Origin of the sequence: Streptomyces camelliae (genome assembly GCF_027625935.1) — a bacterium.
In the GTDB taxonomy this organism is placed as follows: domain Bacteria; phylum Actinomycetota; class Actinomycetes; order Streptomycetales; family Streptomycetaceae; genus Streptomyces; species Streptomyces camelliae.
This window is the reverse complement of record NZ_CP115300.1, coordinates 4,288,980-4,305,033: the sequence shown is the minus strand read 5'-3', so window position 1 is coordinate 4,305,033 and position 16,054 is coordinate 4,288,980. Positions and strand designations below refer to the sequence as shown.

The window sequence follows — 16,054 nt, the reverse complement described above, 5'->3', positions numbered from 1 at the left end:
AGCACTTCATGACGGACGCCACCACCGCAGCGGAGGCGGCGGCCCCGCCCACCCCCAGCGTCTGGCGCAACGCCGACTTCACCCGGCTGTGGACCGGGCAGACCGCCTCGCTGTTCGCCGCCCAGGTCAGCGAACTCGCCCTGCCCCTGGTCGCGGTGCTGGCCCTGGCCGCCAGTTCCGCGCAGGTCGGTCTGCTCACCTCGGTGGTCAAACTGCCGTATCTGCTGGTCTCGTTGTTCGCGGGTGTGCTCGTGGACCGGGCCCGGCGCAAGAACATCCTCATCGCCACCGACCTCGGCCGCGCGCTCGTGCTGTCCGTCGTGCCCGTCCTGTACTGGACGGACCGGCTCGGCATCAGCTGGCTGTACGTCCTCGGTTTCCTCGCCGGCTGCGGCAGCGTGCTGTTCGACGTGGCCGGGCAGGCCTATCTGCCCCGGCTGGTGGAGCGCGAGCAGCTCACCCGCGGCAACTCGGCACTGGGCGCCAGCCAGTCCGCGGCCACCATCGGCGGCCCGGCGCTCGGCGGTGTGCTCGTGCAGTGGCTGACCGCGCCCGTCGCGGTACTGGCGGGGGCGCTGTCCTACCTGGTGTCCGCGCTGACCGTCGCCACCATCCGGCACCAGGAGGACAGGGCGGAGCAGTCCGAGCGGGTCACCCCCGCCGGGACGCTGCGCGAGGTGTGGGCGGGCCTGAAGTTCGTCTTCGGCAACGAGCCGCTGCGCGCCATGACCGTCATGGCCTCCATCTTCAATCTGTCGTTCACCGCGCTGGAGGTCGCCTTCGTCCAGTTCATGCCGCGCACCCTGGGCCTGAGCGCGGGCGAGATCGGCCTGGTGATGGCCGCGCTCGGCCCCGGCTTCCTGGTCGGCGCGGCCTTCGCCGGCCGGCTGCCGCAGCGGTTCGGCTACGGCCGCACGATGCTCGTCACCGCCTCGATCGCCAACCTGGTCATGCTCGGCATCTCCACCGTGCACGGCTCCGGATTCCTGGCCGTCGGCACCCTGATGCTGATCAACTTCCTGTTCGCGTCGTTCGGCGTCGCCAACAACGTCACCGTGCTCAGCATCCGGCAGACCCTCACCCCCGACTCGCTCCAGGGCCGGGTCGCGGCCACCAACCGCTTCGTCGCCATGGGCATCGCCCCGGTCGGCGCCCTCGCCGGCGGTCTGCTGGGCGGTGCCTTCGGGCTGCGCGCCACGGTCCTGATCACCGCGATCGGCCTGTCCTCGGCGCTGGTCCCGCTCGCCCTGTCCTCGCTGGCGCGGATCCGGTTCGACCTGCCCGCCCAGATCCCCCTGACCACCCCTGTGACCAAGGAAGAAGCCTGATGCCCGAGTCGTACGACACCCCCGAGACCGCCGTACCCGCCGAGCCCCGCCACCTCGTCGTCGTCAACCACGAGGAGCAGTACTCGGTGTGGCCCGCGCTGCTGCCCGTGCCCGACGGCTGGCGCGCCGAAGGCTTCGAGGGCACGCGTGCCGAGGCCCTCGCGCACATCGAGACCGTCTGGACCGACCTGCGCCCGCTCAGCCTGCGCTGACCGGCACCGACCCGCCCGAGAGGCCCTGCGATGGACTTCAGTCTCTTCTACTTCGCCGACGGCAGTGTCGCCGACGGCGCCGGCGACAGCGGCGGCGGCCGCTACGACCTGCTGCTCGAAGGCGCCAAGTACGCCGACACGCACGGCTTTTCGGCCGTGTGGACGCCCGAGCGGCACTTCCACCCCTTCGGCGGGCTCTACCCGAACCCGTCCGTGACCGGTGCGGCCGTCGCCGCCGTCACCGAGCGGGTCGCCGTCCGCGCGGGCAGCGTGGTCGCCCCGCTGCACCACCCGCTGCGCATCGCCGAGGAGTGGTCGGTCGTCGACAACCTCTCCGGCGGCCGGGCCGGGCTGTCCCTGGCCTCCGGCTGGAACGCGGTCGACTTCGCGCTGCGCCCGGAGGGCTACGCGGGCCGCAAGACCGCCGTCATCGAGGCCGTGGAGCAGGTGCGCGCCCTGTGGCGGGGCGAGCCGCTGGCCGTCACGGACGGCGCGGGCAACCCGGCCGAGGTGCGGGTCTTCCCGCCGCCCGTCCAGCGCGAGCTGCCCGTCTGGGTGACCAGTGCGGGCGGCCCGGAGACGTTCCGTGCGGCCGGTGCGGCGGGCGCCGGGGTGCTCACCCATCTCCTCGGCCAGGACTTCGACCAGCTCGCCGAGAAGATCGCCCTGTACCGCAAGGCGCTCGCCGAACGCCCCGATCACGACGGCCGGCCCGGTCAGGTGGCCCTGATGCTGCACACCTACCTCGGCGAGGACCCGGAGCAGGTGAAGGAGACGGTCCGTGAGCCGTTCACCGCGTACCTGAAGAGCTCCTTCGGGCTCATCGCCCGCTCGGCCGGCAGCATCTTCTCCGGCTTCGACCCCGACCAGCTGCGCGAGTCCGACATCGACTTCCTGGTACGGCGCTCCTTCGACACCTACTACACCACCAGCGGCCTGTTCGGGACGGTGGAGCAGGCGGCGGCGGTCGTGGAGCGGGCGCGGGCCGCGGGCGTCGACGAACTGGCCTGCCTGATCGACTTCGGGGTGGCCAAGGACGAGGTGCTGACGGGCCTGGAGCGCCTCGGCGCCCTGCGCGAGGCGTCCGCGTGACAGCGCCCGCCGGGGGCGCCCGCACCGCCCCCGGCCCTTCCCCCAGCCCCTCCCTCAGCCCTCCCCTCAATCCTTCCCCCAGCCCTTCCCCCAGCCCTTCCCTCAGCCCTTCCTCCAGCCCTTCCGGACCCCTCGGAGCACGACCATGAGCAAGGCATCCATCGCCTGGGACCCGCGGGACTCGCGGGGACCGGCCCGCCCGGTGCCGGGTGCGGTGCGCGGCGGCACGCTGCGCATCCTGCGCGACGCCGACCACGACCACCTGGACCCGCAGCGCATCCAGACCATCCAGGCGACCGCGCTCGGCCACCTCCTCTTCCGCACCCTGACGATGTTCGCCGAGGACGGCGAGGGCGGCTGGCGGCTGGTCGGCGACCTCGCCGAACACCCCGGCCGGGACGTCGACGGCGACGGCCGCACCTGGGAGTTCACCCTCAAACCCGGCCTGCGCTACGAGGACGGCCGCCCGATCGCCGCGGCGGACGTGGCCCACGGCATCGCCCGCTCCTTCGAGGAGAGCCTCGCGGGCGGCCCCCAGCACCTCCAGGACTGGCTGCGCGCGGCCGGCCCCTACGCGGGCCCCTTCACCGACGGCACCGACGAGGTGCCCGGCCTGGAGGTGCGGGACGCGCGCACCCTGGTGTTCCGCTTCCCTCAGCCGCGCCCCGACCTGCCGTTCGCCGCGGCCCTCGTGACCACCGTGCCGGTGCCGCGGGACGCCGACACCGGCGAGAGCTACGGCAAGGCGCCGCTCGCCTCCGGGCCGTACCGCATCGCCGAACACGTCCCCGGCGAGCGCCTCGTCCTGGAGCGCAACCCGCACTGGGACCCGGCCACCGACGCCGTACGGCACGACCACCCGGACCGCGTCGAGCTCGAACTGGGCGTCGACGCCGCCACCCAGAACCGGCGCGCCCACGCCGGCGAGGGCCCGGACGCCGTCGCCGTCGCCGAGAACAACGCTCCCGAGGAGGTCGCCGCACAGCTGCTGGCCGACCCGGCGCTCGGCCCCCGGCTGCGCCGCGACCGCACCCCGCTCGTCTGGTACCTGGCGATCAACACGGCCCGGGTGACGGACGTGGCGGTCCGCCGGGAGATCGCCCGCGCCCTGGACAAGGAGGCGGTCCTCGGCGCGATGGCGGGTGCCACGCAGGGCGAGATCACCCACAGCATCCTCTCGCCCGCGACCATCGGCCACCGCCCCTACCCGGACCCGCACGCGGGCGGCCCGCGCGGCCTGCCGGACAGCTGGGACGGCCGTACGCTGCGGCTGCTCAGCCGCGACGGCGCGTACTTCACCGCCGGCGCGGCCGAGGTGCGACGCTCCCTCGAAGCGGCCGGATTCGCCGTCGAGCTGGTGGAGATCGAGCGGCCCCGGCACAACGCGGCCGTCCTCACCCGCGGCCACGCGTACGACCTCTACCTGATGTGCCAGGCCGCCGACTGGCCCGGTGCCTCGACGCTGCTCACCGGCTTCGACGGACGCACCCTGCGCGCCACCGGGAACGCGAACTACACCTACCTCGACGACCCCGGCGTCAACGCCGAGATCGCCCGCGTCTCCGCCCTGCCCGCCGACCTCGCCGCGCCCGAATGGGCCGCGCTGGACGAGACCTTGACGACCTGTCATATCCCGCTGGTGCCGGTCTTCTCCTACGTCTACCTGGCGGTCCGCGGCCCACGGGTGGGCGGGGTGTTCACCTCGTCGTTCCTCGGCACGCCGGTGTACTACGACGCGTACGTGACGCCCGCGGCGCAGGGCGGCGGCCGTGGCTGAACCGCGCACGCTGTACGAGCGGTTCGCCGCGTCGGCCGGCACGCATCCCGGGCGGACCGCGCTGGAGACGGACGGCCGGGTCCTCGGCTACGCGCAGCTGCGCCGGCTCGCCGAGCACACCGCGGCCCGGGTGCTCGACGCGCTCGGCGGGCGGCGCCCGGAGCGCGTCGGCGTCCTCGCCGACCGGACCGTCGCCGCGTACGCCTCCTACCTGGCCGCCCAGCGGCTCGGCGCGGCCGCCGTACCGCTGGGCCCGCGGGTCGCGCCGGCCCGGCTCACCGCGATCGCGCGGGCGGCGGGACTGGACGCGGTGCTCGCCGAGCCGGACGCCGCCGGCGTGGCCGGATTCCCGTGCCCGGTCCTGCCGTTCACCGAACCGGAGCCTGCACCGGAGCCTGCACCGGGGCTCGCACCGGAGCCTGCACCGGGGCTCGCACCGGAGGGCCTCGCCGCCCTGCCGGCGTACGAGCCGCGCTCCGACGCGGTCGCGTACATCGTGTTCACCTCCGGCTCCACCGGCACCCCCAAGGGCGTCCCGGTGACGCAGCGCAACGCGGCGGCCGTACTGGACTACGCGGTCGACCGCTACGGCATCGGCCCCGAGGACCGTGTCTCGCAGACCTTCGACCTCACCTTCGACCCGACCGCCTGGGACATGTTCACCGCGTGGAGCACCGGCGCCGCCCTCGTCGTACCGGCCCGCGCCGAGCTGGTCCGCCCGGCCCGCTTCATCCGCGAGCGCCGGATCACCCACTGGTTCTCCGTCCCGTCGGTGATCACCTACGCCCGCAGGCTGCGCGACCTCGCCCCCGGCAGCATGCCCGAGCTGCGCTGGACCCTGTTCGGCGGCGAACCGCTCACCCTGGACCAGGCCGCGGCCTGGCAGGCGGCGGCACCCGGCAGCGTGCTGGAGAACCTCTACGGCCCCACCGAGGTCACCGTCTCCTGCACCCAGCACCGGCTGCCCGCCGACCCCGCCCACTGGCCCGCCACGGCCAACGGCACCGTGCCCATCGGCACGCCCTACCCGCATCTGGACGCCCTCGTCCTGGACGACGACGGCCGCCCGGCCGACGAGGGCGAGCTGTGCCTGCGCGGCCCGCAGCGCTTCCCCGGCTACCTCGACCCCGTCGAGAACGCGGGCCGGTTCCTCCGCTTCGACGGGCGGCGCGCCACCGTGCACGAGGGGCCCGGGGCGCCCGGCCCGGAGCTGTACTACCGCACCGGCGACCGGGTGCGGCGGGGCGCGGACGGCGCGCTGCTGCACCTGGGGCGGCTCGACCAGCAGGTGAAGATCAGCGGCCACCGCATCGAGCTGGGGGACGTCGAGGCGGCCCTGCGCTCGGTCGACGGGATCGCCGAGGCCGTGGTGAGCGTGCGCAGGGCCGAGGGCGCCGAGCCGGCCCTGGAAGCCGCCTACACCGGGGACGCCCAGGACGCCCTGACCCTGCGTGGCCAGCTGGCGCAGCGGCTGCCCGCGTACATGCTCCCGAGGTCCTTCACCCATTTCGACGCCTTCCCCCTCAACGCCAACCGCAAGATCGACCGAAGGGCGGTCGGCGCACTTCTGTCCGCCCAGGGATGACAGGCGGGTCGGGGCTTGCTTCCCCCCTCCCCGCATGGGGGAGGATGGCGGCATCCAATGAAGGGAAATTCACGGTGAGCATCGACCCGTCCTCGATTCCGAACTTCGGGGGCCAGCCCGAACCGCAGCCCCAGGGACCGGCGGGCCCCGTCCTTCCGGATCAGGACCTCGTGAAGCAGCTCCTCGACCAGATGGAGCTGAAGTACGTCGTCGACGAGGAGGGTGACCTCGCGGCTCCGTGGGAGCAGTTCCGCACGTACTTCATGTTCCGCGGGGAGGCCGACCAGGCGGTCTTCTCGGTGCGGACCTTCTACGACCGCCCCCACAAGATCGACGAGAAGGCGCAGCTGCTGGAGGCCGTCGACGACTGGAACCGCCGCACCCTGTGGCCCAAGGTCTACACCCACACCCACGAGGACGGCACCGTCCGCCTCATCGGCGAGGCCCAGATGCTGATCGGCACGGGCGTCGACATCAACCACTTCGTCTCCTCGACGGTCAGCTGGGTGCGGGCCGCGATCGAGTTCGACAAGTGGCTGCTGGAGCAGCTCGGCCTGGAGCAGGACCTCGACCAGGCGGACCCGGGCGACGAGCCCGAGGGCGACGAGCAGTAGCCCCTACAGGGGAGTGTGCGCGTAGACGACCAGGTACGCGCCGTAGAGATGGCTGAACCCGGCCAGGGTCGCGACCAGCATGGTCGTGTGCCAGGGCCGGGTTCGTGCCAGGCGGACCAGCAGCCGCGCGAGCGGCAGCAGCAGCGGGAACGCCGGCAGCAGGAACCGCGGCTTGCACTCGAAGAAGCCCGACCCGCCGAGCGCGATCAGCAGCAGCACCCCGCTGTGCACGAGCAGCGGCACCGGGGCGCGGTCCAGCGCCAGCAGCACGAACAGCACCGTCCCGGCCGCCACGATCAGCAGCGCCACCGGGAACACGAACGGGCTGCCGTGCGCCACCATCAGATGCACGAAGTGCAGCGAGCCCCGCCCGAAGTCGAACCTCGACCCCCACTGCCGCTGCACCTCGAAATAGCCGCCCAGCGGATCACCCTCGTGCAGGCCGACCCGCAGCACATACCCCGCCCAGCCCAGCGGGGCGAGCGCCGCGCCCGTCCACAGCCTGTGGGAAACCTTTCCGCGCCGCCGCCACACCGCACAGCCGGCCGTGGCCAGTACGGCGGCGGCGACCGCGAACCCGTTCGGCCGGGACAGCCCCGCGAGCGCCGCCAGCGCGCCCGCCCACAGCCAGTTGCCGGCCAGCAGCGCGTACAGCGACCAGGCCGCCAGCGCGGTCAGCAGCGGCTCGGTGTACGCCATCGACAGCACCACCGAGTGCGGCAGCAGCCCCCACAGCAGCACCAGCGCGATCCCGGTGGACCGCCCGTACAGCAGCTCGCCGACCGCGTAGATCCCGGCGGCGGCCACCGCGGCCGCGGCCCACGAGATCAGCAGCCCGGCCGCGCCCCCGGTGACCGGCAGCACCGCCGTCACGGCCCGCACCAGCGCCGGGTACAGCGGGAAGAAGGCCAGGTCGCTGTGGACGCCCGGGGCGTGGGAGGGCAGGTCGTGGCCGTAGCCGTGCACGGCGATGCCCAGGTACCAGACCGAGTCCCAGGACCGGCCGAGCAGCGCGAGCGGGCGCTGGCCGGCGAGCGTGGCGACGAGCGTGAGCACGGCCGCGCCGGCGAGCCGGGCACCGAGGAAGAGGCCTACGGCGACGAGGTGCGGCGCCGGCTTCGGCGTGGTGATGGGGCGGGCGCTGAGAGCGGTGCGGAGGGGGCTGGCGTGGGTCACATCTGAGCACCTTGCGCGACGCTCGTTTCGGCCGTGCGGTGACGCGCCGTCGGTTTGCGTCTCGTCGCCCGTCTGCGGGTGCGTTGTGGCTTGTCGCTCCCCCAAGCTCTCAACTTCGTTCGAGCAGGGGTACCCCCATCGCGGTGGAGCCGCATATCGGTGCGGACTCCGGAGATGCATGCGATTCAAATCCGCCAAACAAATCAAACATATAGTAATGTTCTGGCCATGAACTTGCCAAGTCGACGCCGTTCCGGTCAGCGAATTGCTGTGTCACGGGGCGTCCGGACGGCTGGCCCTTGGCGGGTTGGATGACCGACCAGACCGCCCAGACCAATCGCTTGCAGGGGGAATTGCATGGCCGTCGTCGTAGGAAAGCACGCTCCCGACTTCTTCGCTCTCACCGACAGAGAGCGGGAGGTCCTGCTGCTGCTCGCCACCGGTGAGCAGAACCGGTGGCTCGCCCGCCGTCTCGGCATCGCGGAGCGTACGGTGCGGGCGCACACCGCCAGCATCGTGCGCAAGCTCGATCTCAAGTCGAGGTTCGAGGCGGCGATCGTCTCGCACCTGTACGCCGACGACATCAGAGGCGCACGAAGCTGACGTCCGACGAGTCACCCGGGGATCATGTCCCCGATCATCTCGATCGCGATCATCCACATGGGCTGGGCGCCGGTTCCGAACGCGGCGGCGAGTGCGTAGCCGAGGGCTGCGTCCGTCGCGTTCGGGGCGGTGTCCTCCCGCCACTCCGCCTGGACCCGTCCGTCGCCCCCCGAGGTGAAGTCCCCGACGTGTTGCTCGTCCCGCAGCAGCCGGCTGCCCGGGATGGAGTCGGGCACCAGGCGCCGGCCGTGGCCCGCGTGGTCGACGTCGACGCGGTACGAGCGCCGGGTGAGCCGTCCCTTGGCCGGGGTGATGGCGGCTTCCTCGCCGTCCACGGTCAGGGTGAGGAGTGTGCCGTCGCGGGTGCCGACCGGGATGTGGTCGGCGGCCTCGGTGCCGGCGGTGCGGCGCAGGACGACTCGGGGCACCGACTCGCCCTCGACGGTCACTTCACCCTGGCGCGTGTCCAGGCGCACGGTGATCGCGCCGAAGAGGTCGTCCTCCACCGCCGTCTCGACGACGGGTTCCGGCGCCTCGTGCTCGTCCTCGTCGGTCCAGTCCTCGTACGCGGATCCCGTCGCGGCGGCGGAGTCGGTGGCGGAGTCGGCGGCGTTGCCGGGCGAGGGTGCCGGGTCCTTCGGCATGCGGGTCGTTCCTTTGCTGTTGCTGTCTGACGGATGGTCAGTACGTCAGGCGGTACGGCGTCGCGTGCGCCGTACACCATGAGGGACGGACGAGGGGGCCGTCATGTTCCCGTGGCGGTCAGCTGGGTGGCGGCCAGGTCCCGGTACAGCGCGCTGCGCCCCAGGAGTTCGCCGTGCAGGCCGTGGTCGTGTACGCGGCCGTCGGCCAGCAGCACCGTGTGGCGGGCGGAGGTCACCGTGGACAGCCGGTGGGCGATCAGGAGCACCGTGCACCGCCGCGCGGCTCGCTCCACCGTATGCCGCAGTGCGGTCTCGCTCAGTCCGTCCAGGTGTGCGGTCGCCTCGTCCAGCAGGAGCACCTGCGGGCGGCGCAGCAGCGCCCGGGCGATGGCCAGCCGCTGTCGTTCACCTCCGGACAGGGCCAGGCCCCGCACCCCGATCTCGGTGTCCAGCCCCTGGGGGAGCCGGGCGACGAGGGAGTCGAGGAGGGTGTCGCGCAGTACCCGGGAGACCTCTTCCTCCGTGGTGTCGGGGGCGGCGTACAGCAGGTTCTCGCGGAAGGTGCCCGCCAGCATCGGGGTGTCCTGCTCCACGTACGCGATACGGCGGCGGACTTCGGCCCGGCTGAGGGTGGTGATGTCGGTGCCGTCCAGGAGGATGCGGCCTGAGTCGATGTCGTAGAACCGCTGGAGGAGTGAGAAGACGGTCGTCTTGCCGCTGCCGGACGGGCCGACGAGCGCGGTGACGCCGCCGGCCGGAGCGGTGAGGCTGACCCGGTCGAGGGTCGTGGGGCGGCCCGGGTAGGCGAACGTGACGTCGTCCAGGGTCACTTGGGGCGGCGGGCCGACGGGCTGCGCGGGCGACTCGTCGACGTCCGTCTCGACCTGCATGCGTTGCACCTCCTCGATCCGGGCGAGCGCGCCGAGGCCCTGTTGCAGCGAGGTCGTGCCGCCGACGAGGGAGAACACCGGGCCGCCGAGATTGAAGAGGTACAGCAGGAAGGCGATCAGCGCGGCCAGATCGAGGGAGCCGGTGGCGACCAGCGCGCCACCGAGGCCGATGACGGCGAGGAAGGACGCCTGGACGACCAGCGTGGAGAGCACCGCGATCAGGGCGTGGTAGCGGGCGCCGGCCAGTCCGGCCTGGTAGGCGTCCTCGGCGGCGGCCACGGCCCGCGCGGTCTCCGTCGCCTCGCCGCCGTTGGCCTTCACGGTGCGGGCGGCGCCGAGCGCGCGGTCGAGCGCGGCACCGAGCTCGCCGACCGACGTCTGCGCGCGTGTGGTGACCTGGCGAATGCGTGGCATCACCACACCGATGGCGACGCCGACCACCACCAGGACGCCGGAGGTGATGCCGAGCAGCGGCAGGCTCGTCATGCCCATCAGCACGATGGTCGCCAGCAAGTGAACGCCGCCGTCGAGCAGTTGGATGACCCCGCGCGGACATGCTGCGCCGGGCGGGCGTGGACGTCGGTGCTCGCGACCCGGCGGCGGAGCTCCTGCGCGCCCAGGTGTTCGTGACCGGCACTCCGCGGGAGATAGCCGCGGACCTGGCCGGCTATCGCGACGCCGGTGTCGACGAGATCCTCCTCAACCCCACCGCCGTCCTCCTCACCGAGGGCGTCCGGGCGGCGGTCGCCGACCTGGAGGAGATCATCACGACCTGCCGGGGAGCGTGAATCCGGAAGCCCCGTCCGTGAGTTCAGGACGCGAGGCGTCGCAGGCGACCGGTGGCCTCGGCGAGCACGTCGTCCCGCTTGCAGAAAGTGAAGCGGACCTGGCTGCGGCCGGCGTCGGGGTCGTCGTAGAAGACGGAGTTCGGGATGGCGACGACACCGCAGCGTTCGGGCAGCGCGCGGCAGAAGGCGTAGGCGTCCTTCTCGCCGAAGGGGGTGATGTCGGTGGTGATGAAGTACGTGCCCTGGGGCTGGTAGACCTCGAACCCGGCCGCGCGCAGGCCGTCGCCGAGCAGGTCGCGCTTGCGGCGCAGGTCGGCGCGGAAGCCGTCGAAGTACGCGTCCGGCAACCGCAGAGCTTCGGCGATCGCGTACTGGAACGGGCCGGCGCTGACGTAGGTCAGGTACTGCTTGGCCGTCCGGACGGCGGAGACGAGAGGACCGTCCGCCGTGACCCAGCCGACCTTCCAGCCGGTGAAGGAGAACGTCTTGCCGGCCGAGCCGATGGTGACCGTGCGCTCGCGCATCCCGGGCAACGTGGCGAGGGGGATGTGCTCGGCCTCGTCGAAGACCAGGTGCTCGTACACCTCGTCCGTCACGACCAGCAGATCCCGCTCGACCGCCAGCTCGGCGATCGCGGCCAGCTCCGCGCGCGTGAGGACCGTACCGGTGGGGTTGTGCGGGGTGTTGATCAGCAGGAGGCGGGTGGCGTCGGTGACCGCCGCGCGCAGTTCGTCCAGGTCCAGGCGGAAGGAGCCGCCGTCCGGGCGCAGGGTCACCGGGACCCGGCGGCCGCCCGCCATCGCGATGCTCGCCGCGTAGGAGTCGTAGTACGGCTCCAGGGCCACGACCTCGTCGCCCGGCTCCAGCAGGGCCAGCAGGCTCGCCGCGATCGCCTCCGTCGCGCCCGCCGTGACCAGCACCTCGGTGTCGGGGTCGTACGACAGCCCGTAGCGGCGCAGCTGGTGCCCGGCGATCGCGGTGCGCAGCTCGGGGATGCCCGGCCCCGGCGGGTACTGGTTGCCACGGCCCTCGCGCAGCGCCCGTACGGCGGCCTCCCGGACCTCCTCGGGGCCGTCGGTGTCGGGAAAGCCCTGGCCCAGGTTGATCGACCCGGTCGCCGTGGCGAGGGCGGACATCTCGGCGAAGATCGTCGTACCGAACTCGGCGAGCCGGCGGTTCAGGTGGGGGCGCGCGGTGGAGGTCATGCCGGTCATCCTGCGCTCAAGCTCTGGAGTTCCTCAACTCACGTTCGGGGATGAGCGCCTGCGGCGACACCCGACGTGCCCCCTCTGAGCTGGGGGAGAGCTGTCGTCGTCTGTCGTCGTCGGTCGCCGTCGGACGGCCCACAGACGGCCTGGCACAGGGCCCCGAAGAGCTCCTGGCACGAGCGGGAGGGACCGCTGACGTCAGTGCCCCCGACAGCGGCCCAAACCCCGGATGACCAGCATGTTGGCTGTCAGTACTCCAGCCGTGGATGTGGATCTTCATGACTGAAGTGCGGCTTGACGGCGGTAATGGCTCCGGCGTGCGCGGGCTTGGTGGCGTCTGCGCCAGGTGGACCAGCGTCATCGGTGCGCGAGGCCGTGGACAGGCGGCCTGACGAGTAGGACGGTGAATAGGCGCTGGATCTCGTTGCAGGTGAGCGGGATCAGTCCGTCCGGAATGGTTCCGTCGTCGGGCTGCCACGATGATCACCGGTGGCCGCGGTCGTCATTGCGCCAGCTCTCGCCGGCTCGATCACTGCAGATTCGGATCTGCCGCGGATCCTGCTCACCGGCCGAGATCCGCTGGAGATTCCCTGAACGCGGTGCCGGCTGACATGTGATCATGCCGATATGGCATCTGGTCGGATCATCTTCCTGAACGGCACCTCCAGCTCAGGGAAGTCGAGCATCGCCCGGGAGCTTGTGGAGATCATGGACGATGGCGTCTTTTTCCACATGGCGGTCGACGGCTTCAACGCGATGCGCACCAAGCGGGAACTCGGGGCCGCAGAGCTCGACGCCGCGCTGCGGCGGACCAGGATGGGCTTCCACCGCTCGATCGCGGCCATGGCAGAGGTGGGAAACGACGTCGTGGTCGACCATGTGCTGAGTGAGCCGTGGCGGCTGCTCGACTGCCTGACGGTGCTACGTCCCGAGGACGTACTGTTCGTCGGTGTCCACTGCCCGCCGGATGAACTGGCCCGCCGCGAGCTGGCCCGGGGCGACCGCCCGCCGGGCCTCGCGGCGCACCAGTACGACCTGGTCCACGGTCACGGCGACTACGACCTGGAGTGCGACTCCAGCGCGGCAAGCCCACGCGAATGCGCGCAGCGGATCAAGGAGTTCCTCCCGCACCGCCCCCGCCCCACCGCCTTCACCCGTCTCCGCCGACGCTACCTGACGGGCAGCCAGGAATCTCCCACGGCGTGATCGCACGCCTGCTCAACGTGCTGTTCTCTTCGTTTTCGCCGTCTGGGCCCAGGCCCGATCCTGTTTCTCACGAATCGCCGTGCGGCGTGCGCCACAGCTGAGACTTTTGCGTTTTGCGGGGGGACCATCCCTCGATGTTGTTCGGAGGCCGGCGCGGTGGCGCTGCTGGCTTTCGGGCTTCTCTGTCACTGCGGACAGCAGCAGCGCGAGCGGCTGATGCGAACAGCCACACGATCACCGCGAGAATTGCGGCACCGAACACCAAGTCGGATGCGCCCGGCACCCCTCGGATCCATTGCACAAGCCCTACGGCCATCGCGACCACATAAATATTGACACCCGCAAACGCCGCATAGTAAATGATCCGCCATATTTGTGCCGAAATTCCCTGGAGCGACCGAAGCAGGAGTAGTCGACGTAGGACAGGCAACTGCTTCTGGGGTGCCACCTCCGCCTGGTACACCTCCGCTTGAGAGGACTCAATCGCCGCGTAGCACCTGTCCAGCCATTCTTGAGCAGATTGGGATTCTTGTCCCAATGGGCCCAACAGTTGACGGGCCTGTAGCCAGGCATGAATAAATTGCACCTCCGCTTGACCGAACTCGATTTGGCGTCGGATTCGGTGATCGCGGTTCTTTTCCATGCGGCGATCTTTGAGTAGAATACCCAGGGCGCCCATTGCGGCCGTCAGCAACGGCACCAAAAGCGGAATGACAGCTGAAAGTATGTCTTTTTCCGTCATAGGCTTCATTCACCCCGCTTGACGAGATGCATGTCCCCTTAGCGAAGCAGGGGTCGGCAAGGCCCTACATCCAGCCTGCCCCTCCGTGTCTGTCAGAGCATGTCGAGCGCGATCCTCGTGATCGCGCGCCATCCCGTGCGGCCTGTCAGGAGCCGGCTCCTATTCGAATGCCCACGCGCCCGCCGGAAGACGGCGATGCCGGCGGTGAGGGCCTCTCCTTGGGAAGGCCCTCAGGACGGAGCACCCGGCCCTGACACCCATCTGGCGCCTGACACCGTCACGGCCACCCCACGGACACGAGGAGTCACCGCCGCCATGGCCGAAGAGCCGACCGACCCCCGCGCGATCCTGCGCGGCGGTCTCCCTGGCCGCTACCTCGCCCCCGAAGACCTGGTCGCCATGTTCGGCCTGCCGAGCGTCGACACGTTCTACCAGTGGCGCCGCAAGCGCATCGGCCCGCCCGGCTTCCGCGTCGGCCGGTACCTGCGCTTCGACCCCGCCGCCGTCCGCGCCTGGGTGACCGAGCAGACCGCCCCCGAAGACGCGGCATGAACCGCTGCTGGACCTAGCGCCCGCCAGTGCTGGACCTAGCGGCTCCACCAGCGGCCAATCCGCTCCCTGGCCTGCGATCCAGCGCCTAGCAGCACCTCACGCTCTGGGGGAGATCACGGCCCACAGACGGCCCAGTGAGGCACGGACGGCCCCTGAAGCACCCTGCGGTGCAGGTCAGGGGCCGTTTCCCCTGAGGGACCCTCAGAAGTTCCTCAACTCTGCTTTGCGTCCTCGGGCGGCCGGGCATCCCTCGTTCACCGCGGTCCACGGGGGGCCGTCTCGGGGGAACGGAAAGCAGGTGACGTCCATGGGCATCGTCATCCTCGTCGTGCTGGCGGTCGTCGTGTTCGTGAGCGTCGGGGCGCTGCGGAGTCAGGCCAGGAGCCGGCGGACGCGGGTGTCGCTCGGCAGGGGCGGCCGGTCGCGGTCGTACCGCTCCTCGTCGTCGACGTCGTCCTCGTCGGGGGCGTACGCCGACGGCGCGAGCAGTTGGTGGGTGGGCGGCGGCGACTCGGGCTCGTCCTCGGGGAGCCACGGGGGACACCATGGCGGTCACCACGGCGGTCACCACGGCGGTCACCACTCGTGCGGCGGCGGCCACTCCTGCGGCGGCCACTCCTCCTGCGGCGGAGGTTCCTCGTGCGGCGGCGGGGGCGGATGCGGGGGAGGCAGCTGACACGGGGCAGCTGAGCTCCCAGGGTTCCGGGGGAACCGCGTCCGGACCGCATCCGGACCGCATCCGGAGCCATCCCGCATCCGGACCGCACCACGGGCGCCCGCCGGGCGATGGCAGCCGGCGGGCGCTCGCCCGTGCGGACGCGCGCCCCCGCGTACGCCATGGTTGAACAGTTGAGCAGAGGAGCCCTCTGAGGGATGGAAACCCCACGAAGTTGGGTAAAAACGCTGTGGCGGCTGCTCTGTCCATGATTCCCTCTAAAACGCCAACGCAGCCCCCTCGGACGCCCCGCAGACTTCCCCCTCCGGCCGGGACGGCCGGGACGCCGACCTGGCTGATGTGGCCGATCTCCCTCCCTCATCGTGTGTTAGCGGAGCCGACCCATGCTCACGACCCTGAACACCTCCTACACCGACACGCGCGCCGCCGACCTCGCCTGGGCCCTGGGACGCGAACCGCTGCCCGCACTGGCCACCCTCGACCTCGAACTGACCGGGGTGAAGCTCCAGTTGAGACTGCTCGGCGCGTCCCACCAGGTGCTGTTGGAGGAGGAGCGCGGCATCTGTTCGGAGACGGTCGCGTGCATCCCCGGCTCCAGCACCCCGCTGCCGCTCGGCGTCGCCAAACGCGTCGGCGACTGGGAGTACGAGTTCGCCGCCCGCGTCGAACTGCTCACGCCCGGCTCCTTCGCGGGCCGCGCCCAGGAGTTGCTGGCTCTGGTCTCCGACCATCCGCACGGCCTGGCGGGCGTGTTCCCGGGCAGCCCGCACGCCTTCACCGCGATGCTGGCCCAGCGGCACGAGGGTCAGGTGCACTGGCGGACCTGGCACGCCTACCCGCAGGACGGCCAGCTGGTCGCCACCCGCACCCGCGTGGGCGCCCGGATGCCGACCGCAGCCGCATAAACGTGTTCGGCCGCAACTCGCCCCAGATCCACACGTGTGGGTGACGAAGCGTGCCG

General features: G+C 71.6%; 16 protein-coding genes and 2 pseudogenes. 12 read left to right on the top strand and 6 right to left on the bottom strand.

Going from position 1 to position 16,054, the window contains the following annotated elements; translation table 11 throughout:
* Positions 1 to 8: 8 nt before the first annotated feature.
* From O1G22_RS19600 to O1G22_RS19575, 6 genes are all read left to right on the top strand, one after another.
* Positions 9 to 1,328 carry an MFS transporter gene (locus tag O1G22_RS19600; protein ID WP_270082519.1) on the top strand — a complete coding sequence of 440 codons (1,320 nt, stop codon included), beginning with the start codon at positions 9 to 11 and terminating at the stop codon, positions 1,326 to 1,328.
* Entirely contained in the window at positions 1,328 to 1,540 is a 213-nt protein-coding gene (locus O1G22_RS19595) for an MbtH family protein (RefSeq protein ID WP_270082518.1), read from the top strand. The genes O1G22_RS19600 and O1G22_RS19595 overlap by 1 nt, the downstream gene beginning before the upstream one ends.
* Positions 1,541 to 1,570: 30 nt before the next feature.
* Positions 1,571 to 2,632 (top strand): MupA/Atu3671 family FMN-dependent luciferase-like monooxygenase, encoded by a 1,062-nt coding sequence (locus O1G22_RS19590; protein WP_270082517.1) that lies wholly within the window; start codon positions 1,571 to 1,573, stop codon positions 2,630 to 2,632.
* A gap of 145 nt (positions 2,633 to 2,777) precedes the next feature.
* Positions 2,778 to 4,409, top strand: a complete 1,632-nt coding sequence (locus O1G22_RS19585) for an ABC transporter substrate-binding protein (RefSeq protein WP_270082516.1) — start codon at positions 2,778 to 2,780, stop codon at positions 4,407 to 4,409.
* The gene (locus tag O1G22_RS19580) at positions 4,402 to 5,994 is read left to right on the top strand and encodes an amino acid adenylation domain-containing protein (RefSeq protein ID WP_270082515.1); all 1,593 of its coding nucleotides are present in this window, start codon (positions 4,402 to 4,404) and stop codon (positions 5,992 to 5,994) included. The genes O1G22_RS19585 and O1G22_RS19580 overlap by 8 nt, the downstream gene beginning before the upstream one ends.
* Positions 5,995 to 6,068: 74 nt before the next feature.
* Positions 6,069 to 6,608, top strand: a complete 540-nt coding sequence (locus O1G22_RS19575) for a YbjN domain-containing protein (protein ID WP_270082514.1) — start codon at positions 6,069 to 6,071, stop codon at positions 6,606 to 6,608.
* A gap of 3 nt (positions 6,609 to 6,611) precedes the next feature.
* Here the strand turns inward: O1G22_RS19575 and O1G22_RS19570 are convergent, their stop codons facing one another.
* A complete protein-coding gene (locus O1G22_RS19570; RefSeq protein WP_270086466.1) occupies positions 6,612 to 7,739 on the bottom strand; it encodes a glycosyltransferase family 39 protein in 1,128 nt (375 codons plus the stop codon).
* A gap of 402 nt (positions 7,740 to 8,141) precedes the next feature.
* Between O1G22_RS19570 and O1G22_RS19565 the strand changes: the two genes are divergently transcribed.
* A complete protein-coding gene (locus O1G22_RS19565; protein WP_270082513.1) occupies positions 8,142 to 8,387 on the top strand; it encodes a helix-turn-helix domain-containing protein in 246 nt (81 codons plus the stop codon).
* Positions 8,388 to 8,398: 11 nt separating this feature from the next.
* Here the strand turns inward: O1G22_RS19565 and O1G22_RS19560 are convergent, their stop codons facing one another.
* Together O1G22_RS19560 and O1G22_RS19555 are read right to left on the bottom strand one after the other, a co-directional pair.
* Positions 8,399 to 9,031 carry a hypothetical protein gene (locus O1G22_RS19560; protein ID WP_270082512.1) on the bottom strand — a complete coding sequence of 211 codons (633 nt, stop codon included), beginning with the start codon at positions 9,029 to 9,031 and terminating at the stop codon, positions 8,399 to 8,401.
* A gap of 101 nt (positions 9,032 to 9,132) precedes the next feature.
* A complete protein-coding gene (locus O1G22_RS19555; protein WP_270086465.1) occupies positions 9,133 to 10,455 on the bottom strand; it encodes an ABC transporter ATP-binding protein in 1,323 nt (440 codons plus the stop codon).
* Positions 10,456 to 10,469: 14 nt separating this feature from the next.
* Between O1G22_RS19555 and O1G22_RS19550 the strand changes: the two are divergent.
* Positions 10,470 to 10,709 (top strand): annotated as a pseudogene (locus O1G22_RS19550) (5,10-methylene tetrahydromethanopterin reductase); the annotation flags it as partial.
* Positions 10,710 to 10,732: 23 nt separating this feature from the next.
* Here O1G22_RS19550 and O1G22_RS19545 read toward each other — a convergent pair.
* Both O1G22_RS19545 and O1G22_RS19540 read right to left on the bottom strand, forming a co-directional pair.
* Positions 10,733 to 11,923, bottom strand: a complete 1,191-nt coding sequence (locus O1G22_RS19545; protein ID WP_270082511.1) for a pyridoxal phosphate-dependent aminotransferase — start codon at positions 11,921 to 11,923, stop codon at positions 10,733 to 10,735.
* Between the two features lie 270 nt (positions 11,924 to 12,193).
* Positions 12,194 to 12,370: pseudogene (locus tag O1G22_RS19540) on the bottom strand (IS701 family transposase); the annotation flags it as partial.
* Positions 12,371 to 12,544: 174 nt separating this feature from the next.
* Here O1G22_RS19540 and O1G22_RS19535 point away from each other — a divergent pair.
* Complete coding sequence (locus tag O1G22_RS19535) at positions 12,545 to 13,123, top strand: chloramphenicol phosphotransferase CPT family protein (protein WP_270082510.1); 579 nt, start codon at positions 12,545 to 12,547, stop codon at positions 13,121 to 13,123.
* A gap of 67 nt (positions 13,124 to 13,190) precedes the next feature.
* Here the strand turns inward: O1G22_RS19535 and O1G22_RS19530 are convergent, their stop codons facing one another.
* Complete coding sequence (locus tag O1G22_RS19530) at positions 13,191 to 13,865, bottom strand: hypothetical protein (protein ID WP_270082509.1); 675 nt, start codon at positions 13,863 to 13,865, stop codon at positions 13,191 to 13,193.
* 315 nt (positions 13,866 to 14,180) lie between these two features.
* Between O1G22_RS19530 and O1G22_RS19525 the strand changes: the two genes are divergently transcribed.
* From O1G22_RS19525 to O1G22_RS19515, 3 genes are all read left to right on the top strand, one after another.
* Positions 14,181 to 14,417: a helix-turn-helix transcriptional regulator gene (locus tag O1G22_RS19525; RefSeq protein ID WP_270082508.1), complete on the top strand. Its 237-nt coding sequence runs from the start codon at positions 14,181 to 14,183 to the stop codon at positions 14,415 to 14,417.
* A gap of 307 nt (positions 14,418 to 14,724) precedes the next feature.
* Complete coding sequence (locus O1G22_RS19520) at positions 14,725 to 15,093, top strand: hypothetical protein (protein WP_270082507.1); 369 nt, start codon at positions 14,725 to 14,727, stop codon at positions 15,091 to 15,093.
* 383 nt (positions 15,094 to 15,476) lie between these two features.
* Positions 15,477 to 15,998: a DUF2617 family protein gene (locus tag O1G22_RS19515; protein WP_270082506.1), complete on the top strand. Its 522-nt coding sequence runs from the start codon at positions 15,477 to 15,479 to the stop codon at positions 15,996 to 15,998.
* The last annotated feature ends 56 nt before the right edge of the window (positions 15,999 to 16,054 follow it).